General features: G+C 67.1%; 17 protein-coding genes. 11 read left to right on the forward strand and 6 right to left on the reverse strand.

Annotated elements, in window-relative coordinates; all coding sequences use genetic code 11:
* The first annotated feature begins 77 nt into the window (after nucleotides 1-77).
* The gene (locus tag C449_RS15060) at nucleotides 78-1328 is read left to right on the forward strand and encodes an MFS transporter (protein WP_006078899.1); all 1251 of its coding nucleotides are present in this window, start codon (nucleotides 78-80) and stop codon (nucleotides 1326-1328) included.
* A gap of 28 nt (nucleotides 1329-1356) precedes the next feature.
* On the opposite strand, the gene C449_RS15065 is transcribed toward C449_RS15060, so the two are convergent.
* Together C449_RS15065 and C449_RS15070 are read right to left on the reverse strand one after the other, a co-directional pair.
* Entirely contained in the window at nucleotides 1357-1809 is a 453-nt protein-coding gene (locus tag C449_RS15065; RefSeq protein ID WP_006078900.1) for a universal stress protein, read from the reverse strand.
* 115 nt (nucleotides 1810-1924) lie between these two features.
* Nucleotides 1925-2116: a DUF1328 domain-containing protein gene (locus tag C449_RS15070; RefSeq protein WP_006078901.1), complete on the reverse strand. Its 192-nt coding sequence runs from the start codon at nucleotides 2114-2116 to the stop codon at nucleotides 1925-1927.
* 326 nt (nucleotides 2117-2442) lie between these two features.
* Here C449_RS15070 and C449_RS15075 point away from each other — a divergent pair, with 326 nt between their 5' ends.
* The 4 genes from C449_RS15075 (at nucleotide 2443) to C449_RS15090 (ending at nucleotide 4663) form a co-directional block, all read left to right on the forward strand.
* Nucleotides 2443-3033 carry a 50S ribosomal protein L15e gene (locus C449_RS15075; protein ID WP_006078902.1) on the forward strand — a complete coding sequence of 197 codons (591 nt, stop codon included), beginning with the start codon at nucleotides 2443-2445 and terminating at the stop codon, nucleotides 3031-3033.
* A 90-nt stretch (nucleotides 3034-3123) separates the two neighbouring features.
* Nucleotides 3124-3717, forward strand: coding sequence for a hypothetical protein (locus tag C449_RS15080; RefSeq protein ID WP_006078904.1), 594 nt, complete (start codon nucleotides 3124-3126; stop codon nucleotides 3715-3717).
* On the forward strand, nucleotides 3695-3916 hold the full coding sequence (locus C449_RS15085; RefSeq protein WP_006078905.1) for a hypothetical protein: 222 nt from the start codon (nucleotides 3695-3697) through the stop codon (nucleotides 3914-3916). Before C449_RS15080 ends, C449_RS15085 begins: the two co-directional genes overlap by 23 nt.
* A 78-nt stretch (nucleotides 3917-3994) precedes the next feature.
* Nucleotides 3995-4663: a DsbA family oxidoreductase gene (locus C449_RS15090; RefSeq protein ID WP_006078906.1), complete on the forward strand. Its 669-nt coding sequence runs from the start codon at nucleotides 3995-3997 to the stop codon at nucleotides 4661-4663.
* Here C449_RS15090 and C449_RS15095 read toward each other — a convergent pair.
* Nucleotides 4650-6353 (reverse strand): hydroxysqualene dehydroxylase, encoded by a 1704-nt coding sequence (locus C449_RS15095; protein ID WP_006078908.1) that lies wholly within the window; start codon nucleotides 6351-6353, stop codon nucleotides 4650-4652. The two genes, C449_RS15090 and C449_RS15095, sit on opposite strands and share 14 nt — an antisense overlap.
* Before the next feature lie 124 nt (nucleotides 6354-6477).
* On the opposite strand from C449_RS15095, the gene C449_RS15100 reads away from it, so the two are divergent.
* Together C449_RS15100 and thiD are read left to right on the forward strand one after the other, a co-directional pair.
* Entirely contained in the window at nucleotides 6478-7506 is a 1029-nt protein-coding gene (locus C449_RS15100; RefSeq protein WP_049914305.1) for an AIR synthase family protein, read from the forward strand.
* The gene (gene thiD / locus C449_RS15105; RefSeq protein WP_006078910.1) at nucleotides 7503-8867 is read left to right on the forward strand and encodes a bifunctional hydroxymethylpyrimidine kinase/phosphomethylpyrimidine kinase; all 1365 of its coding nucleotides are present in this window, start codon (nucleotides 7503-7505) and stop codon (nucleotides 8865-8867) included. Before C449_RS15100 ends, thiD begins: the two co-directional genes overlap by 4 nt.
* 18 nt (nucleotides 8868-8885) lie before the next feature.
* Here the strand turns inward: thiD and C449_RS15110 are convergent, their stop codons facing one another.
* The 3 genes from C449_RS15110 to C449_RS15120 form a co-directional block, all read right to left on the reverse strand.
* Nucleotides 8886-9923, reverse strand: a complete 1038-nt coding sequence (locus C449_RS15110) for a pentapeptide repeat-containing protein (protein WP_006078911.1) — start codon at nucleotides 9921-9923, stop codon at nucleotides 8886-8888.
* A 72-nt stretch (nucleotides 9924-9995) separates the two neighbouring features.
* Complete coding sequence (locus tag C449_RS15115; RefSeq protein ID WP_049914353.1) at nucleotides 9996-10691, reverse strand: DedA family protein; 696 nt, start codon at nucleotides 10689-10691, stop codon at nucleotides 9996-9998.
* Nucleotides 10692-10890: 199 nt separating this feature from the next.
* Entirely contained in the window at nucleotides 10891-11247 is a 357-nt protein-coding gene (locus tag C449_RS15120) for a 2Fe-2S iron-sulfur cluster-binding protein (RefSeq protein WP_006078913.1), read from the reverse strand.
* A 122-nt stretch (nucleotides 11248-11369) separates the two neighbouring features.
* On the opposite strand from C449_RS15120, the gene mutS reads away from it, so the two are divergent.
* The 4 genes from mutS (at nucleotide 11370) to C449_RS15140 (ending at nucleotide 18771) form a co-directional block, all read left to right on the forward strand.
* Nucleotides 11370-14069, forward strand: coding sequence for a DNA mismatch repair protein MutS (gene mutS, locus C449_RS15125; RefSeq protein ID WP_006078914.1), 2700 nt, complete (start codon nucleotides 11370-11372; stop codon nucleotides 14067-14069).
* Nucleotides 14066-16237, forward strand: coding sequence for a DNA mismatch repair endonuclease MutL (gene mutL, locus C449_RS15130; RefSeq protein WP_006078915.1), 2172 nt, complete (start codon nucleotides 14066-14068; stop codon nucleotides 16235-16237). Before mutS ends, mutL begins: the two co-directional genes overlap by 4 nt.
* 60 nt (nucleotides 16238-16297) lie before the next feature.
* Nucleotides 16298-17242, forward strand: coding sequence for a PfkB family carbohydrate kinase (locus C449_RS15135; protein WP_006078916.1), 945 nt, complete (start codon nucleotides 16298-16300; stop codon nucleotides 17240-17242).
* A gap of 71 nt (nucleotides 17243-17313) precedes the next feature.
* Complete coding sequence (locus tag C449_RS15140; protein ID WP_006078917.1) at nucleotides 17314-18771, forward strand: dihydrolipoyl dehydrogenase family protein; 1458 nt, start codon at nucleotides 17314-17316, stop codon at nucleotides 18769-18771.
* The last annotated feature ends 71 nt before the right edge of the window (nucleotides 18772-18842 follow it).

The following is an 18842-nucleotide window of genomic DNA, read 5'->3' on the forward strand; positions in this document are numbered from 1 at the left end:
CGGCGGTTTCCTCGATCGTAACAAAGAAACTACGTTAATTCATATCAGCGAACGATTTTGCCCTGGCCACTCGAGCGATGGGTCGTGCAGCCGACCACGCTCGCGGATCGGGTGAGGCGATGAGATTCAGCGGACGGCTCCCCTCTCGATTGATCCTGAAGTATTACATCTACCAGGCCACGACGACCTTCGGCTTTTTCTGGCCGGTGTTCACGCTGTTCTTGCTCTCGCGAGGGCTCTCCTATACCGAGATCGGACTGCTGTCGAGCCTTTCGGCTGGGGCGACCGTGGTCGGCGAGGTGCCGACCGGGTACGTCGGGGATCGACTCGGGCGACGCAATAGCCTCGTGATCGGGGCGGCTCTCCTCACGGTGTCACTGCTCGGGTTCGTCGTGGTGCACACCTTCTGGGGGTTCGCGGTTCTGTGGGTACTCTGGGGTCTCGGCGGCGCGTTCCAGTCTGGGAGTGCGGATGCGTGGCTCTACGACGCGCTCGAAACTCACCTCGACGAGGGTGAGTACACCCGGATTCGCGGGCGTGGTGGGTCGGTCAACCAGTGGGTGAGTGCGGCGACGATGCTGACCGCCGGCGGGCTGTACAGTATCGACCATCGGCTCCCGTTTCTCGCCGGCGGGCTCCTGCTCGCACTTTCGATCCCCGTCGTGCTCTCCTTCCCCCGGACGGCGACCGACACCGACGAGGACGAGTTGACGGTGCTCGACGCGCTGCCGGTCATCCAAGAGCGGTTGACTGCACCGCCGCTTCGATCACTGGTACTCTATGTGGCGCTGTTCTTCGCGATCATCGGCGCGGCCGACGAGTTCATTCAGCCGATCGCGACTCGCACTCTCGGACTCCCCGAGACTGGGCTGGGGCCGCTGTACGCGAGCTTTACCGTGGTCGCTGCGATCGCGAGCTACTTCGCCGGCGACATCGAAGACCGACTCTCGACTAGCGGGGCCGTGTTCGTCGTATCAGTGACGACCACGATTCTCTTCGTGGTTCCCGCATTCGCCCCGCTCGCCGCGTTCCCGCTGTTCTTCGGGATGAAGGCGAGCCAGGCGGTGCTCCGGCCGATCGTGAGTGGCTACATCAACGATCACGTCGCGTCACTCGGCCGGGCGACGGTACTCAGCGCCGCCTCGCTCGTCTACGCCGTCGTCCGGCTCCCGCTCCGTCCGATGGTGGGCTGGATCGCCGATCTCACAGCCCCGATCCCGACGACTGCGCTGCTCGGCGGTGTCTTCCTCGCCAGCGCGGCCGTGATCTATAGCTGGGAGACGCCCGCGGGGAACGCCGACGCGTCGCCGGGGCAAACGGCGGACTGAGACGATCGGCTCGTCGACGTTCGTCGGTTCACTCGTCGCTCGACGGGGACTCGTCGTCCGGTCGAGCGACGAGGACGGAGACCGAGGCGAGCCGGACGACGCGTTCGGCGACGCTACCGAGGACGAGTCCTTCGAGACCGGTGCGGCCGTGGGTGGCCATCACGATCAGGTCGGCGGCGTGATCGTCTGCCGCAGCGATGATCTCTTCGTGGGCCGCGCCGTGACGGACCTCGCCCGTGGCCGCGACGTCGCACCCTTCGGCCGCCGACACGAGGTCGTCGACGTAGCGCTCGCCGATGCGCTCCATGTCGTCGCGGACCTGGTCGTCGTACTCGTGGACCGTCACTCCCGAATCGGGGTCTTCGATGACGTGGACGATCCGGACGGCCGCACCGTACGTCGCAGCGAGGTCGAAGCCGCGTTCTGCTGCCTGGCGCGCGTGGTCGCTGCCGTCGGTCGGGATCAGGAGGGTCTCGTACATGGGTCGAATACGTCCAGCAGTCACATATACTGCCGGTGGGACGGCGTGACCGGCCTCGGTGTTTTGGGTACTAGTGCGGTGCAGGCCGGACAGCGGGCCTGCGCCGATTCACCGATCAGAGGAAAAAGGAGATGATCGCGAGGATGATGAAGACGATGACGAGAATCCGCGCGATCTCCATCGAGATGCCGGCGATGCCCTGTGCACCGACCACGTACGCGATCAGTGCGAGGACCAGAAACGCGATCGCGAGCTCAATGAACCCGCCGCCAAGCTGGAGCGCCGTCCCGGTGAGCGTCGCGAGCATTTTAGACCCTCCTTCCAGTGGGTGATTTCGGCGCGCGCGTCTCGGTCCGGATCATCGTCGGCGGACAAGTCTGTTGCATCACGCCAGAGCAAGTGGTTCCTCGAAGATTCAACCCGAGGCTTGCAACAGCCGGTCGTATAAAAACAACGCCTACGAGTCGGCCAAGGACCGTGGCGTTCCGAAGCGCTTAACAGCGCCACTGGCGGAGATCCAGTGACTCGCTGGGACGGGCACCGGCGGGCACCTGCGTGATACTGCAGGTCGGAATGTGGCCAGCGTGGTCCCCCGGACCACGCGGCTGAACCATCAACGCCCGCAAACAACACATGGCACGAAGTTTCTACTCCCACATCGGCGACGCGTGGCACGACGCGGACAACGAGATGCACGAGGAGCTCCAGTGGCAGCGCCTCCAGGAGTGGCGCGACCAGGGCGCGATCGAGCGGATCGAGCGCCCCACCCGACTCGATCGGGCGCGCTCGCTCGGCTACAAGGCGAAACAGGGTATCGTTCTCGCCCGGATCGCGGTCCGGAAGGGCACGGCCCGAAAGCAGCGCCACGACGCGGGCCGGCGGACGAAGCGCCAGGGCGTCAACAAGGTCACCCGCCGGAAGTCGATCCAGCGGATCGCGGAGGAACGATCCAGCCGGAAGTTCACGAACCTCCGCGTGCTGAACTCCTACCCGGTCGGCGAGGACGGCTCGCAGAAGTGGTTCGAGGCGATCCTCGTCGATCCCGAGCATCCCGCGATCGAGAACGACGACGACCTGAGCTGGATCTGTGCGGACGACCAGCGCGGCCGGGCGTTCCGCGGGCTGACGAGCGCCGGCACCCAGGGCCGTGGTCTCGGCACGAAGGGCAAGGGCACGGAGCACACCCGCCCGAGCGTCCACGGCGGCAAGGGCCGCGGGAAGTAAGTCCGCTCCGAAGCGACGACGAAGTCCGATTTCTGGACGAGAGGTCCGACGAGGCGAAGTTATACGGCCAGTCGGTGTCGACAGGCACCCGTGGAGTTCCGAGACGACGCGCTGATACTCGACAAACCGCCGAACGGCCTCGACGAACTCGTCCTCGATGTCACTGGCATTCTGGATCGTGTCGGCATCGAGTACGTCGTCGTCAGCGGGTACGTCGCCGTGTTGCTCGGTCGAGCGCGTGCCACCGAGGACATCGATGTCATCACGGACCGGTTCGACGAATCGACGGCCGACGACCTGGTCGATGGGCTGCAGGACGCCGGTTACTGGGGGTCGGCAATGTCGCTCGATCGGCTGTACGAAACGCTCAGCGACGGACTCCCGGTTCGGATCGCCGAAGAGGGCCATCGCGTGCCGAGCGTCGAGTGCAAGTTCGCCGCGGACGAGTACGACAAGGCATCCCTGCACGACACGCTCGCCGTCCGGCTTGGCGGCGAGGAGTTCGTGATCGGCTCGCTCGAACTCCAGATCGCGTACAAGCTCGACATGGGTGCGGAGCGGGACTACGAGGACGCGCTCTATCTCCACGAACTGCTGGAGCCAACGCTTAACACCAGCAAGCTCGAATCGTACGTCGAGAGGTTGGGTGTCGAAGCCGAATATGACGAACTCAAGCGGACGTGACGACCCTCCCCGCAACCGCGAGGCACGCCACGAGGAGATCACGGCGTGGGCCGAATACGTCCGGACACATCCCGACAGCGACTGGGGCGACCAGGTGAACAAGTTGGTGAACGCACAGCTCCAGTCGGCGCGTCACTTCGAGCACGATCGCCCGGACATGGACGACCTCCGCGACTCGCCCCTGTTCGATCGATCGTAGCCGATCGAGTATCCCCGGCGGCAAGGGTTGCAAGAAGTAAGCCGACCACTCTTTGCTCGCGAGGACGTACCGCTCTCGATGAGTCACGACACCGTCGCAAGCGACGCCGATCCGAACGCCGACACGCTCACGATGTACGCGGACTACGTCTGCCCGTTCTGTTATCTCGGGGAGGCCTCGCTGGCACAGTACCGCGAGGAGCGCGACGAACCCCTCAACGTCGAGTGGCACCCCTTCGACCTCCGGAGCCGCGAGCGAGGGCCGGACGGTGAGATCGATCCAGCGGCCGACAGCGGTAAGGACGACGAGTATTACGAGCAGGCCAGGGAGAACGTCCGGCGACTCCAGGAGGAGTACGACGTCGAGATGAGTCTCGAGATCGCCGAGGACGTCGACTCGAAGAACGCCCAGCAGGCGGCGCTGTTCGTCCGGGAGGAGTATCCCGAGGCGTTCGCAACGTTCCACGAACGAGTGTTCGACGCGCTCTGGCAGGACGAACGCGACATCGGCGACCCCGATGTACTCGCCGAGATCGCGGCCGACGTCGGATCGGCCGACGGCGAGGGGATCGATCCGGATGCCCTCCGGGCAGCGATCGACGATCCCGAGCGCGAGACGGCGCTCGAAAAGCGATTTCGGGAGGCCCAGCAGACGGGAATCACAGGAGTCCCGACGTTCGCCTACGACGGCCACGCCGCTCGCGGGGCCGTCCCGCCCGAGCATCTCCGGCGGCTCATCGAGGGCTGAGCCACGACACGATCGACGGCACCTGAGGAGCGAACCGCCGGCCAGCACGGGCGACCGTCCGGCCGGCCTCACCGGGATGATCCTGTCCGAGTTGATAACCGATCTCGTCCTGGCGCTTCGGAGCGTCGAAGACCGACGGTTCGTCGAACGCGAACAGTTCGCACAGTTCGGCGTCGACGTCCGCATCGGCGAGGATCGCGTTGGTGGCGCGCCGTGCGGCCTCGTTCGCGCCCTCCATGCTGGCGAGGTCAGTGGTTGTCCGGACGTAATCGGCAGCGAGAACGAAGTTGTCGGCCGCCGTCCGCGCGTCGGGCCGATGGCGGAGCGAGCGGACAGTGTTGAGCAGCAGCGGTTCGTGGTTCGCTGCGACGGTTCCTGCCGAACCGAACTCGATCGCGGGATCGAGAAACCAGTCCACGAGGTCGGTCTCGTCGAGGCTGCCGGTTTCGAGGTGGTCGTCGAGCTGGGCGAGCACCTCGGTTTTGATCTCCTCGGCGGTACACTCGCGAGCCGGCTTGTCGTAGACGATTCCAGGGGAGTTCCAATCGGAGATGCAGATCGAGAGGATTCCTTCCACCTGACCGTCGCCGTAGTCGTCGGGATCGAACTCGCTCCAGAACTGGCGCTGGGAGATCGAGGTGAGCGACCACGGCGCGTCGAGGTAAACACCGTGACCGTGGACGTCGGTCGAATCCTCGGCGAGGTAGAACTGGATCCCGTTCATCCACGCGGTGTCGAGCCCGTCGAGCCGGGAGAGCGACGGTGCGGCCGCCACGAGATCGGGCGTGCGGAGATCGACCATCACCTCGACCGGGACCGCACCGATGTAGTAGTCCGCCGCGATCCGTTCGGTCTCGCCATCGCGGCCGACTGTCACGCCGGTCACCCGGTCGGTGTCGGTGTGGATCTCGCGGACGGGGGTTTCGGGACGGAGCGCCACGCCGAGATCGTCGAGATACGTGACCCAGGGATCGATCCAGACCTCGCTCGACGGGCCGTCGAGCAGCGAGTCGGCGTCGACGGTCGAATCGACCAGGCCCCGAAACAGCTGGAGGTAGATCCGGCCGATGGTTCTCGTCGAACTCTTCTCGGGTCGCATCGCCACCAGCGACTGGGTGACGCCGTAGCCGAGGCGTTTCTGGTACGCTGGCGACATGTTCTCCGCGTCGATGAACTCCCACCACGAGATTTTGTCGTACTCCTCGCGCCGGCGGCGCTCGCACGAGGTCGCGAACTGGAGCAGTCGACTCGCGAAGAAGGCTTGCTCGTGTTCGGAGATGAGCTCGCGCGCGAAGAGGTTGCCGAGCAGCCGTCGCCAGCCCGCGATCGACTCCGGAGTTTCGGTCGGGAACACCTCCGGCCGGCCAGTTTCGGCCATCAGCATCTGGGTCGTGGGTTCGAGGTTGTCGTAGACGCCCTCGGGATTGTCGCCGTAGGGAATCCGCTTCATCGAGTCGGTGAGGTGGCGATAAAAGCCCGGAAAGAACCGGAAACCGTGTTCTCCGGGTAGCGGTTTCCGATCGGCGGTCGCGGAGCCGGGAACCGGAATGGAACGGGCCTTGCCGCCGAAACGCTCGCGCGCCTCGTACACCGTGACGTCGAAGCCGCGCTCGCCGAGTTCTTGGGCCGCGCTCAGCCCGCCGACGCCCCCGCCGAGTACCGCAACGGTCGGTGTCGTTGAACCCCCCATTGGTGACTCATCCGATAACGGGGTTCCGGCCCGTAAAACGTTGTGCTGGCGGCTATCGCTACCGAATTCGTGGCTCACGACGATCGAACGCCAGCGCTAAGTATCACTCGGTGGTATCATGAGTATGAGCGAACTGGGCAAGGTCGACCGCGAGTTCTTCGATTCGCACATCTATCCACGTCTCGGGGCCGATCGCGACGACGTGCGGCTCGGTCCCCAGCACGGCGTCGACTTCGCGGTGATCGATGTCGGCGATCGGACCGTCGTCACCGCGACCGACCCCGTGTTCGTGATGCCCTCGCTCGGGTTCGAGCGCGCGGCGTGGTTCGCCTTCCATGTCCTCATGAGCGACGTCGCGGTCTCGGGCATCCAGCCGACGCACCTCTCGATCGATCTGAACCTTCCGCCGGAGATCACCGACGAGGAGTTCGAACAGGTGTGGAAGACGTTCGACGCCGAGGCAACGGAACTGGGTGTGAACGTCGTCACCGGCCACACCGGTAGGTACGCGGGTTGTACGTATCCGATGGTGGGCGGCGGAACGGTACTCGGCGTCGGCGATCCCGCTGATCTCGTGCGACCGGACGGCGCGCGACCGGGCGACAGAGTGCTCGTCACGAAGGGACCGGCGATCGAGGCTACCGGCCTCCTCTCGATCCAGTTCGAGGAACTCATGCGCCACGACCTCGCTGCCGACGAGATCGCGGCCGCCACCGACCGCTTCGACGACATGAGTCCGGTCCGGGACGCGCTGACCGCGGCCGCCGCCGGGCCGGTGACCGCGATGCACGACGCGACCGAGTGTGGCGTCTTCGGCGGGCTCTACGAGATGGCGCGTGCGGGCGGGGTCCACCTCGATGTCGAGACCGATTCGATCCCCGTCCAGCCAGGCGTCGAGGCGGCATGCGAATTCTTCGACATCGATCCGTGGATCGCGATCAGCGAGGGGACCCTCCTCCTCACGGTGGCTCCCGAGGGCGTCGATAGCGTGCTCGCCGCACTCGATGACGAGGGAATCCCGGCAGCTGAGGCCGGAGTGGTCTCCGAGGGCTCAGGTGTCACGGTCGACGGCGAGGAAATCAACCACCCCGAACGCGATCCGTTCTGGGCCACCTTCGAGGAGTACATGGGGAAGCTGGAGGACGAGACATGACCCGCGAGCCGGCACCCGTCTCGCGCCCGGTCGGGCTCACGATCGCGAGCAGCGATTCTGGGGGTGGGGCGGGAATTCAAGCCGACCTGAAGACGATGGAGGCTTGCGGCGCGTTCGGGACGAGCGTGATCGTCGCCACGACGGCCCAGAACACCCGGGGCGTCGACTCGGTCCACGTCCTCCCGATCGACGAGATCGACGCCCAGTACGCGGCCATCACGACCGACTTCGATCTCGGAGGGGTGAAGACCGGAATGCTCGCCACGGCCGATGTCGTCGAGACCGTGACCGGCTACGCCCGCGACCTCGACGCGCCGCTCGTGGTCGATCCAGTGATGGTGGCGGCCTCGGGCGATCGGTTGCTCGAACCCGAGGGCGAGAATGCCTACGAGGACTTGGTCGGTGAGGCGGCGCTGGTGACGCCGAACGCGGACGAGTGCGCGGTGCTCACCGGAACCGAACCTGAGGACGAGGTGAGCGCACGCGAAGCGGGCGAGCAGTTGGTCGAGATGGGTGCGGACGCGGCGCTGATCAAGGGTGGACACGTTCCTGGCGAGACGGCAATGGACGTGCTCGTGACCGGCGATGGAGCGACGGTCTACGAGCACCCACGAGTCGAGACCGACGCGACCCACGGATCGGGCTGTACGCTCGCCAGCGCGATCACCGCGCGTCTGGCCCACGACGATACGCTCGATGCGGCCGTCGAAGACGGATTGGCGCTCATGGAGCGCGCGATCCGGTACCCGCTCGACGTCGGCAAAGGGCCCGGCGCGGTCCACCACTACGCCGATCTCCGCAATCGTGCGGCGCGCGAACCCACCGCCGAGACCGTCGCTGGCGTGGTCGAGGCGCTGGTCGAGCGCGACGTCAGCCCGCTCGTTCCCGAGGTCGGGATGAACGTCGTCGGCGCGACACCGTACGCCGAACGGGTGAACGAGACCGCCGCGGTCGAGGGCCGGATCACGCGGACGCTGTCGGGCGTGAACCCGAATCGCGGGGTGCGCTTCGGCGCGTCGAGCCACGTCGCACGATTTCTGCTCGCCGCCCGCGAGTTCGACAGTGAATTGCGGTTCGCCGTCAACTGCCGATTCGACGACGACGTGGAGGCATCGCTCGACGCGCTCGACTGGTCGGTCGCCAAGTACGATCGGAGCGAGGAACCCGAGCAGGTGAAAGCAGCCGACGAAGGCACGATGGGATGGGGCGCGCGCCAGGCGTTCGATCGCTCCGAGACGCCGGCTGCGGTGATCGACCGCGGCGAGGTGGGGAAGGAAGCGATCGTCAAACTCGTCGCGGCGAATGGGGAAACGCTGACCGAGCGGGCGCTTTCGTTGCTCGACGTGCTCGAAAACGCCTAAGCGTCCCCCGTCTCGTCATCAGACCCGCCGGGTGAGCACGAACAGCAACAGCGCCATCAACACCGATCCGAGGAGTGCTTCGATGCCGGCGATCGCCCGCGCACCCGCCCCGATCGGTTGTATGTCGCCGTAGCTGAGCGTGGAAAACGTGACGACACTGAAGTAGAGGCCGTTGTAGAACACGCGCACCAGCTGGCCCGGTGTCGCCGCGAGAACGTCCGCGACTGGCTGTTCGAACCCATACGTTCCGGAGTCCGTGCGCAGCCCACCGGTCAGCGGATACAGGATTCCGGAACATCCCATCACCACGACCGAGCTCGTGACGACCCGCGTAGGGCTGGTTCCGTACCGCATCACCCACCGCGAGCCTTCGAGTTTGAGCGCACGGAGGTACTCGCCGCTCGCCCACGCCGCCCGTCTCCGAGAGCTCTTCTCGCCGAGATAACACGCCCGCGACCGCTGCGGGAGGGCGTCCTGCTCGAACAGCCGACGGAGCTCCCGGTAGGTCCAACTCGCCGCTTCGAGCGTTGCGACCCGCGTCTCGCGGTCTTCGATGTCGTCGACGAGGCTCTCGTAGATCACTCGGTCGCCGAAGTCGGTCGCGCGGTCGAGGCGCACGTCGGTGAAGCTGGCGCGGTAGAGCTTCGTCCCGTCGAGACTCGCCTCCCGGAGATCGATGTCGTCGAACGTCGCCCCTTCCACGTCGGCCGCGTCGAAGCGCGCTCGGCGGGCGTCAACCCGATCGAACGTCGCCCGCCGACAGTCCGCGCCGGTGAGATCGGCTCCACGGAGGGTTGCACCGGTGAAGTCCGCCCCGACGAGACTTCGCCCGCGCAACCACGACGCGCCCGTGAGGTCCGCCCCGCGGAGGTCAGCCCCGTCGAGGCGTTCGTCCGGTTCGGGTCGGTGGGCATCGAGGGCTTCGCGCGTCTTCGGGCCGTTGCCGTGCCAGAAACACCGATCGTCGTCGCCACGCACTGGCCGCCAGCAACGTGCCGTGCCCCGATTCGTGAGCAGTTCCACGTCCTCGACGTAGCCGCATCGTGTCTCGGACATCGTTCGGAACTGGCCTGAGAACCGTTATAGGCTTTTTAGCCGTGACGGGCGAACGTGGCCGGTAGCAGGCACTTACTGGTTCGGAACGTGTCGGGTGAGGGTGTTTCGGACGATCAGTACGACGAACAGCGCCATGCCGCCCACAGCGATCGCGAACACGAGGTTCGAGAGCGCGGCCGTCACGGCGCGATCGAGCAGCGTCGTCGACCACCGGAGCAGTAGTTGCGACGGCAGCACCTCCTGGCCGGTGACGACGAGCGCCGCGACGCCCGCGGCGAACAGGCCGCTCCCGATGCCGGAGTAGGCCGCGAACTTCCCGGCATGCATCCTCGCGATCCCGGCGGGAATCGAGATCACCGAGCGGAGCACTGGGAGGAGGCGACCCCAGAACACCGACGACTCGCCGTACCGGCGGAACCAGCGCCTGGCGCGCACGAGATCGTCATCGGAGACCCGGACGTAGTTCCCGTACCGGTCGATGACCGGCTGGTGGGCCGCATCGAAGACGTAGTACGCGAACAGACTGCCGACCGTGGCCCCGGCGGTCGCCGCGAGCACGAACGCGGCGAAGCTCGCGGGGCCATCGACGAGCGTCGCGGCCGCGACGGGGACGACGAGTTCGCTCGGGATGAACGGAAAGAGCAGCGAGGTTTCGAGGAACATGAAGACGAACAGCGCGAGGAGCCCATAGCGAGCGACGAGATCGGTCGCCGTTCGTCCGAGGTCGCCCCAGTCACCGAACCCGTCCCACCAGCCGAGATCGGCCATCGCTGGCTCGATGGCCACACGAAGGACACACTCGACGACCATTCGTCGGCCGTACGCGCATCCGACGTTTCTTCGTTCTGCATTGCGTCGCCTGGTTTCGATCGCTGATGTCTGCGCTCCCCCTACACTCGGTCGACGTGGCTCGACACGCTCGCGGCGAACGCGGGACGGCTCCTGGTCGGCTTCGTCGACGGGACGATCAGTCGTCGTTCGTCGGTCGCCGCTCGCCGGTCGTCCCGTCATCGACGTGCTGGCCCCAGAACCCGTCGTGTTTCTCGACGACGAGATCGCCCTCGACACGGGTCCGGCAGGCGAGTCGGAGGCCGGAATCGGGCGAATGCGGCGGGAAAGAGAGTCGGCGACGCTCGCGGTCGTCCATGTCGCTGACCGGTCCGTCGATCGCGACCGCGCAGGTCCCGCAGGTGGCGTGGCCACCGCAGTTCAGCGTGCTCGACGCACCGTTGTGTGGTGATTCGCCCGTAACGAGGAGCGCGTCCCGGAGGTTCGCCTCCTCTTCACACTCGATCTCGCGCCCGTCGAACGCGATGGTTGGCATACCGTCTCACAGTTCTCGGGAGACAAATCCCTGTCGCGGTCGAGCCACGATTCGACGCGAGCGACGATCAGTTCCACCCCGGAACCCACAGGCTTTAGCGCTCGGGTGCGCCGGATACGGACATGGCAGAGGGGATCGTCGGGGAGTTCCTCGCACTCAAGGAGGAAACGGATGCCGACCTGTTGGCGATGCAGTGTGGCGATTTCTACGAGTTCTTCGGCGACGACGCCGAGTTCGTAGGCGAGGAGCTCGATCTCAAAATTTCCGAGAAGTCCTCACACGGCTCGGCCTACCCGATGGCCGGCGTTCCCCTCACCGAACTCACGCCCTACCTGAAAGCCCTCGTCGAGCGTGGCTACCGCGTCGCCGTGGCCGACCAGTACGAGGTCGATGGCGGCCACGAGCGCGCGATCGAACGAGTCGTCACGCCTGGGACGCTGCTCGAAACCACCGACAGCGAGGCACGCTATCTCGCGGCGATCGTCCGCGAGGGTGGCGGAAACGGCGGGGAGGACGAGAGCCGCTACGGCCTCGCGTTCGCGGACGTGACCACCGGCCGATTTCACGCCACCGAAATCGTGGGCGGCAGCGAGGACGTGCTGACCGAGTGCTACCGATTCGCACCCGCCGAAATACTCCCGGGTCCCGCGGTGCGGACCGACGACGACCTCCTCGGACGGCTCCGCGATCGCACCGACGGGACGCTCTCGCTCCACACCACTGACGCGTTCGCACCGGATACCGCACGCGCGACCGTCGACGAGCAGTTCGGATCCGAGGCGCTCGCGAGCGTCGGTCTCGACGAGGCCACCGGTGCGATCCGTGCGGCCGGTGGGGTGCTCGATTACGTCGACACGACCGGGGTCGGCACGCTCGCGTCGATGACCAGGCTCCAGCCCTCACAATCGAAGGAGGGCGTCGCGCTCGACGCGACCACCCAGCGCAACCTCGAACTCGTCGAGCCGATGGGCGATGGCGGGCGGACGCTGCTCGACACCATCGACCACACCGTGACGAGCGCCGGTGGGCGACTCCTCCGCGAGTGGCTCTGTCGGCCGATCCGGGCGCGCGAGGAACTCACCCGCCGAGCCGACGGCGTTGAGGCGCTCGCCGCGGCGGCGCTCGCACGCGAAGAGCTTCGCGAGGAACTCGGCGCGGCGTACGATGTCGAACGGCTGTCGAGCAAGACGGTGTCGGGCAGCGCCGACGCACGCGACCTGCTCCGGGTGCGCGACACGCTCGCCGTGCTGCCGCGGCTCGTCGACGCCATCGAAGGCTCGCCGGACCTCCAGAATTCGCCGATCGCCGACGTGCTCGCGCGGCCGGACCGCGCCGCTGCCGAGGAGCTTCGAGGAGCGCTCGACGAGGCACTCGCCGAGGACCCGCCAGGAGGTGTCCGCGAGGGCGACCTCATCCGGCGGGGCTACGACGACGATCTGGACGAACTGATCGACGGTCACGAAGCGGCGCTCGACTGGATCGACGGCCTCGCCGACCGCGAGAAGCGTCGCCACTCGATCACCCACCTCTCGACCGGGCGGAACAAGACGGACGGGTACTACATCCAGGTCGGCAACTCCGAGACCGACGAGGTCCCCGAAGAGTACGACCAGATCAAGTCGCTGAAGAACGCGAATCGGTACACCACCGACGAACTCGACGAGCGCGAGCGCGAGGTGTTCCGGTTCGAGGAGCGCCGGAGTGACCTGGAGTACGAGCTGTTCTGCGAGCTCCGCGAGCGGGTCGCGGACGCGGCGGAACTCCTCCAAGACGTGGGCCGCGCGCTCGCCGAGTGCGACTGCCTGGCGAGCCTCGCGGTCCACGCCGTGAGTCACGACTGGACCCGGCCCGAGCTGGTCGATTCGGGCCTCGACATCGACGGCGGCCGTCACCCGGTGGTCGAACAGGAGGTCGAGTTCGTCCCGAACGACCTCGCACTCACCGAGGATCGCGCGTTCCTCGTGGTGACGGGGCCGAACATGAGCGGAAAATCCACCTATATGCGCCAGACCGCGCTCATCACGCTGCTCGCCCAGATCGGGAGCTTCGTGCCCGCCCGGAGTGCGCAGGTCGCGCCCGTCGACGGCATCTACACCCGAGTCGGCGCGCTCGACGAACTCGCCCAGGGCCGGTCGACGTTCATGGTGGAGATGGCCGAACTCGCCAACATCCTCCACTCCGCGACCGACGAGTCGTTGGTGATCCTCGACGAGGTTGGTCGAGGAACCGCAACGTACGACGGCATCTCGATCGCGTGGGCCGCGACCGAGTATCTCCACAACGAGGTGCGCGCGAAGACGCTGTTCGCGACTCACTACCACGAACTTACAGGCCTCGCCGAACACCTCGACCGGGTGGCGAACGTCCACGTCGCAGCGGACGAACGAGGGGACGAAGTCACGTTCCTCCGAACCGTCGAGGAGGGGCCGACCGACCGCTCCTACGGGATCCACGTCGCGGACCTCGCCGGGGTGCCCGAGCCTGTGGTCGGACGCTCACGAGACGTGCTCTCGAAGCTCCGGGCAGAGAAGGCGATCGAGGCGCGCGGGTCGTCTTCGGACGAGTCGGTCCAGGCCGTGTTCGATCTCGACTCGGGGTCGTTCCGCGGCTCGGCGAGCGCGGACGGCGGCCGGACGGCGGACGAACTCTCCGAAGGGGAAACGACCGAGAACGAAACCGTTGACGGCTCGCTCGACCCCGACGCCGAATCGGTGCTCGACGCGGTACAGGAAACGAACATCGGCGAGACGTCGCCGATCGAACTCATGAGTCGGGTCGAAGAGTGGCAACGGCGACTCGACGACACGGAGGACGACGAATGAGCGACGGAGCGGACGGAGACGAGCAGGTCGACGAAATCCACCGACTCGACGAGGCGACGATCGAGCGTATCGCCGCCGGCGAGGTGGTCGAGCGACCCGCCTCCGCGGTGAAGGAGCTAGTCGAGAACAGCCTCGACGCCGACGCCTCGCGGGTGCGGGTCGTGGTCGAGGCGGGCGGCACCGACGGGATCCGCGTGACGGACGACGGCCGCGGGATGAGCGCCGAGGCGGTCGAGCGCGCGGTTGAGAAACACACCACGAGCAAGATCGCGGACATCGACGATCTGGAAGCCGGTGTGGGGAGTCTCGGCTTCCGGGGGGAGGCGCTCGCGGCCATCGGCGCGGTCTCGCGGCTGACCATCCGGACCAAACCTCGGGGAGCGAACCGTGGTACCGAACTCCGGATGGCCGGCGGCGAGATCGAAAGCGTCAAACCTGCGGGCTGCCCCGAAGGCACCACCGTCGAGGTCGACGATCTCTTCTACAACGTCCCCGCGCGCCGGAAGTACCTCAAGCAGGACGCGACCGAGTTCACCCACGTCAACCGGGTGGCGACGGGCTACGCGCTCTCGAACCCCGAGGTGGCGCTCGCGCTCGAGCACGACGGTCGCGAGGTGTTCTCGACCACCGGCCAGGGCAGTCTGGAGGCGACAGTTCTGGCGGTCTATGGCCGCGATGTCGCGACGGCCATGCTGCCGATCGGCGCGCGCGCGGAGAGTGGGGCCGACGATGCGGACGAAGCTGCGATCGAGGCGGGCGGACCGCTCGACGAACTCTCCGGCATCGTCAGTCATCCCGAGACGACCCGCGCGAGCCCGGAGTACTGCTCGGTGTTCGTCAATGGCCGGTACGTGAGCGCGACCGCAGTTCGGGACGCGATCGTGGCGGCCTACGGCAGCCAGCTCGCGCCCGATCGGTACCCGTTCGCGGTCCTCTTTCTCTCGCTGCCGGCAGACCAGATCGACGTGAACGTCCATCCCAGAAAGCGCGAGGTCCGTTTTGCCGACGAGGCGGGCGTGCGCGATCAAGTCCGGACGGCGGTCGAGAGCGCACTCATGCGTGAGGGGGTAGTCCGCTCCGGCGCGCCACGCGGGCGATCGGCACCGGATCAGACCGAGATCGAACCAGAGAGCGGGGACGCAGGATCGGCAGACGACGGGGGAGCGTCGGCGAGACCGGACCGATCGACTGACGCCGACGAACCGGCGTCCCGTCCGGCAGAACCATCCGACGCGACGGACACGACGAGGGCGGATCCCGACGACTCCGGAACCGAAACGACGGGGACCGGGTCCACCGACGCCGAGCCCGAACAGCCTCCAGCGAGCGGATCGCACACGGCGATCTCGTCGGAGCCGACGGAGGTCGAGAATGGGGCGACGACATCTGACCAGACCACTCGAACAGCCGACGATGCGCCCCACGAACCGAACGGCGAGCCATCCGCCGCCGATGACAACGACCGACAGCGCGCTCCGGCGGACGCAGGGAAGTTCACCGACACGGCCGAACAGACCACGCTCGCCGGCGATCGGGTGCCGGACGATCACGCGTTCGATCGGCTCCCGCGACTCCGGGTGCTCGGCCAGCTCCACGACACCTACATCATCTGCGAATCGTCCGACGGCCTCGTCCTGATCGACCAGCACGCCGCCGACGAGCGAGTCAACTACGAGCGCCTCCGCGAGCGCACTGCGGACGGGACGACGGTACAGCAGCTCGCCGACCCGGTTGAAATCGAGCTCACGGCGGCGGAGACCGAGCTGTTCGAGACGTTCGCCGACGCGCTCGCCGAACTCGGGTTCGAGGCGTCGCGGGCCGACGATCGATCCATCGTGATCCACGCGGTGCCGGCGGTGCTCGACGGCGCGGCCGATCCCGACCGGCTCCGGGACGTGCTTTCGGGGTTCGTCGGCGACGGGGAGCCAGGCGAGTCGATCGAACGCGACGCCGACGCGCTGCTTGCCGATCTCGCGTGTTATCCTTCGATCACGGGCAACACCTCGCTCGCCGAGGGCAGCGTGATCGACCTCCTCCGGACGCTCGACGACTGTGAGAACCCCTACGCCTGTCCGCACGGCCGCCCGGTCGTGATCGAGGTTGGGAGCGACGAACTCGACGACCGCTTCGAGCGCGATTACCCTGGCCACGCCGGTCGACGGGAGTGAGCCTCTCTCGGGCGTGCATCGATCCCGAGAATTAATGTAGGCGGTCTCGATGGCGAAACGATGGCTGATCTTCTCACGTTCGGTGCAGCGATCATCGAACTCACCACACCCGGCCGCGAGCGCCTCGTAACCGCCGATCGGCTGGATGTCGCAGCGACGGGGCCGGCGGCGAACGCCGCAATGACTGCCGCCCGGATCGGTAGCGATGCGACGTGGCTCTCGAAATTGCCCGACACCCACCTCGGCCGGCGCGCTGCCGCCGGGATCGCCTCTCATGGCGTCGAAACCGCGATCCGCTGGACCGACGAGGGACGTCAGGGTCTCGCGTTCGCCGAGCGGGCGGGACCGCCGCGCGGGAACGCTCGTATCGACGATCGGACGGCGAGTGCGGTCGCGTCGGCGACGCCCGACGACCTCCCACTGTCGGCGGTCGGCGATCCGGAACTGGTGTTCGTCGACGCCGCGCTCCCGACGCGCTCGGCGACGCTCGCCGACACCACCGCGACCCTCTTCGCCGAGCTCGCGGCTCGTGGAACGTCCACTGTGCTCGGACTCGGTTCCCGGGAGCCGTCGGCAGCGACGGTCGAAGCGACCAAGGATCTTCTCCCAGCGGTCGACACCCTGATTGCGACGGAGGCGGGCGCTGCGGCGCTCGGCGACCGTGCGAACTCGGCCGAAACCGCTCACACGCTGGCTGCCGAGAACGGCCTCGAAACGGTCGTGATCGTGCGCGACGAGCGTGGCGGCGTGGTCTGGGACGACCGGACCGTCCACGAGCGCGCGCCGCCCGTGACCGAGACGGTCGACGAGCGTGGCGCGTTCGACGCGTTCTGTGGGGGATTTCTCGCTCGCCGAACCGCCGGAGCCGGGGCCGACACGGCGCTCGAAGCTGGGGTTGCGAGCGAGGCGCTCGCGCGGACCGTCCCCGGCCCTGTCCCCGCGATCACCGTCGAGGAGGTCGAGCGCTGTACCGCGTCGATGACCGAACCCGGGATGGACGAGTGACGCGCCGCCGAGCGTGTGCTGCCGCGGCCAGCACGGACAACGGCTAAGCCGGTCGGCGGCGTGGAGGCCCCATGCACGTGGTGATCGTCGGCGCGTACGGCAGCGCGGGAGTCGCGGTCGCACAGGAACTCGTCGAGCGACGCGAGGAGCATCCCGAAGACGTCGAACTCACGCTCGTCGACGACGGCGATCCGGGCGGCGGGCTCTGCATCCTCCGCGGATGTATGCCCTCGAAGGAGGTGCTCTCGGCGGGCGCACACCGGTTCCAGGCCCGTCACGACCACCGACTCTCGGGAGCGCTCCCCGACGTCGACCTCGATTCAGTCGTCGAAACCAAGAACGACCACACGTCGAACTTCGCGGCGCACCGCCGGAGTGCAGTCCACGACCTCGCCGAGCGCGCGAACGTCGAGTTCCTCCACGAGACCGCACGGTTCGTCGACGATCACACGGTCGCCGTCGGCGATCGGACGATCGAGGCCGATTACGTCGTGATCGCCACCGGCTCGACGGTGAACGTGCCCGCTATTCCGGGGATCGACGAGGTGGAGTACATGACCAGCGCGGACGTGCTCGACAGCACGGAATTCCCCGACAGCGGGATCGTGATGGGCTTTGGCTACGTCGGGATCGAGATGGTCCCCTACCTGAGTGAGGCGGCGGGGATGGATCTCACCGTGATCGAACACGACGCGCGCCCGCTCGACGAGGCCGATCCCGAATTCGGCGACGCGCTCCTCGACATCTACCGCGAGGAGTTCGGGATCGAGGTCCTGACACACACCACAGAGCAGTCGATCGAGCCGACGGCCGACGGCGGCGTGCGCCTCCACGTCGAGCGCGACGGACAGGACGAACGGGTGGACGCAGACGAACTGTTCCTCTTCACGGGCCGCCGGCCGACGCTCGACGGGCTCGGTATCGAGAACACGACACACTCGCTCGCCACCACGACGGTCGGCGACCGCAACGAGCCGGTGCCGCGACCCGAACCGGGCTGGGTCGGGCCGACGATGCAGGCCGCCGACGATCCCCGAACCTTCGTGGTCGGCGATGTCAACGCCCGCGAGCCGATCCTCCATGTCGCCAAGGAGCAGGGGTTCACCGCCGGGCGAAACCTCCTCTCCCACGCCGCCGGCGAAGAGCTCGAAGAGTACGAGAACGTCCATCACCACGTGATGTTCTCGGGACTCGGAGTGTACCCGTTCGCGCGGGTGGGCCACTCGCAGGCCACGGCCGAAGAGGCGGGTTTGGATGTCGTGACCGCGACTCGCCAGTCATCTGACGACGGCGTATTCAAGACCAAGGACGTTCCCGAGGGACTCGCACGCCTCGTGGTCGACGCCGACGACGGCACGGTGCTCGGCTATCAGGGTCTCCACTACCACGCCGACGTGATGGCGAAGACGATGCAGGTGATCGTCGAGCGCGGGATGGACGTCCGCGAGATCCCCGACCGGGCGTACCACCCGACCACGCCCGAGATCCTGGATGGATTGTTCCGCGAGACGAGCGATCGGGTGAATTGACGGGACTGTCGGTTCGGTTTCGTACCCGCTTCCGTGTGGTACGTAGCCGAACGGAGCCCTCGTCAGGGATG

The organism is Halococcus saccharolyticus DSM 5350, from assembly GCF_000336915.1.
GTDB classification, from domain to species: Archaea; Halobacteriota; Halobacteria; order Halobacteriales; family Halococcaceae; genus Halococcus; species Halococcus saccharolyticus.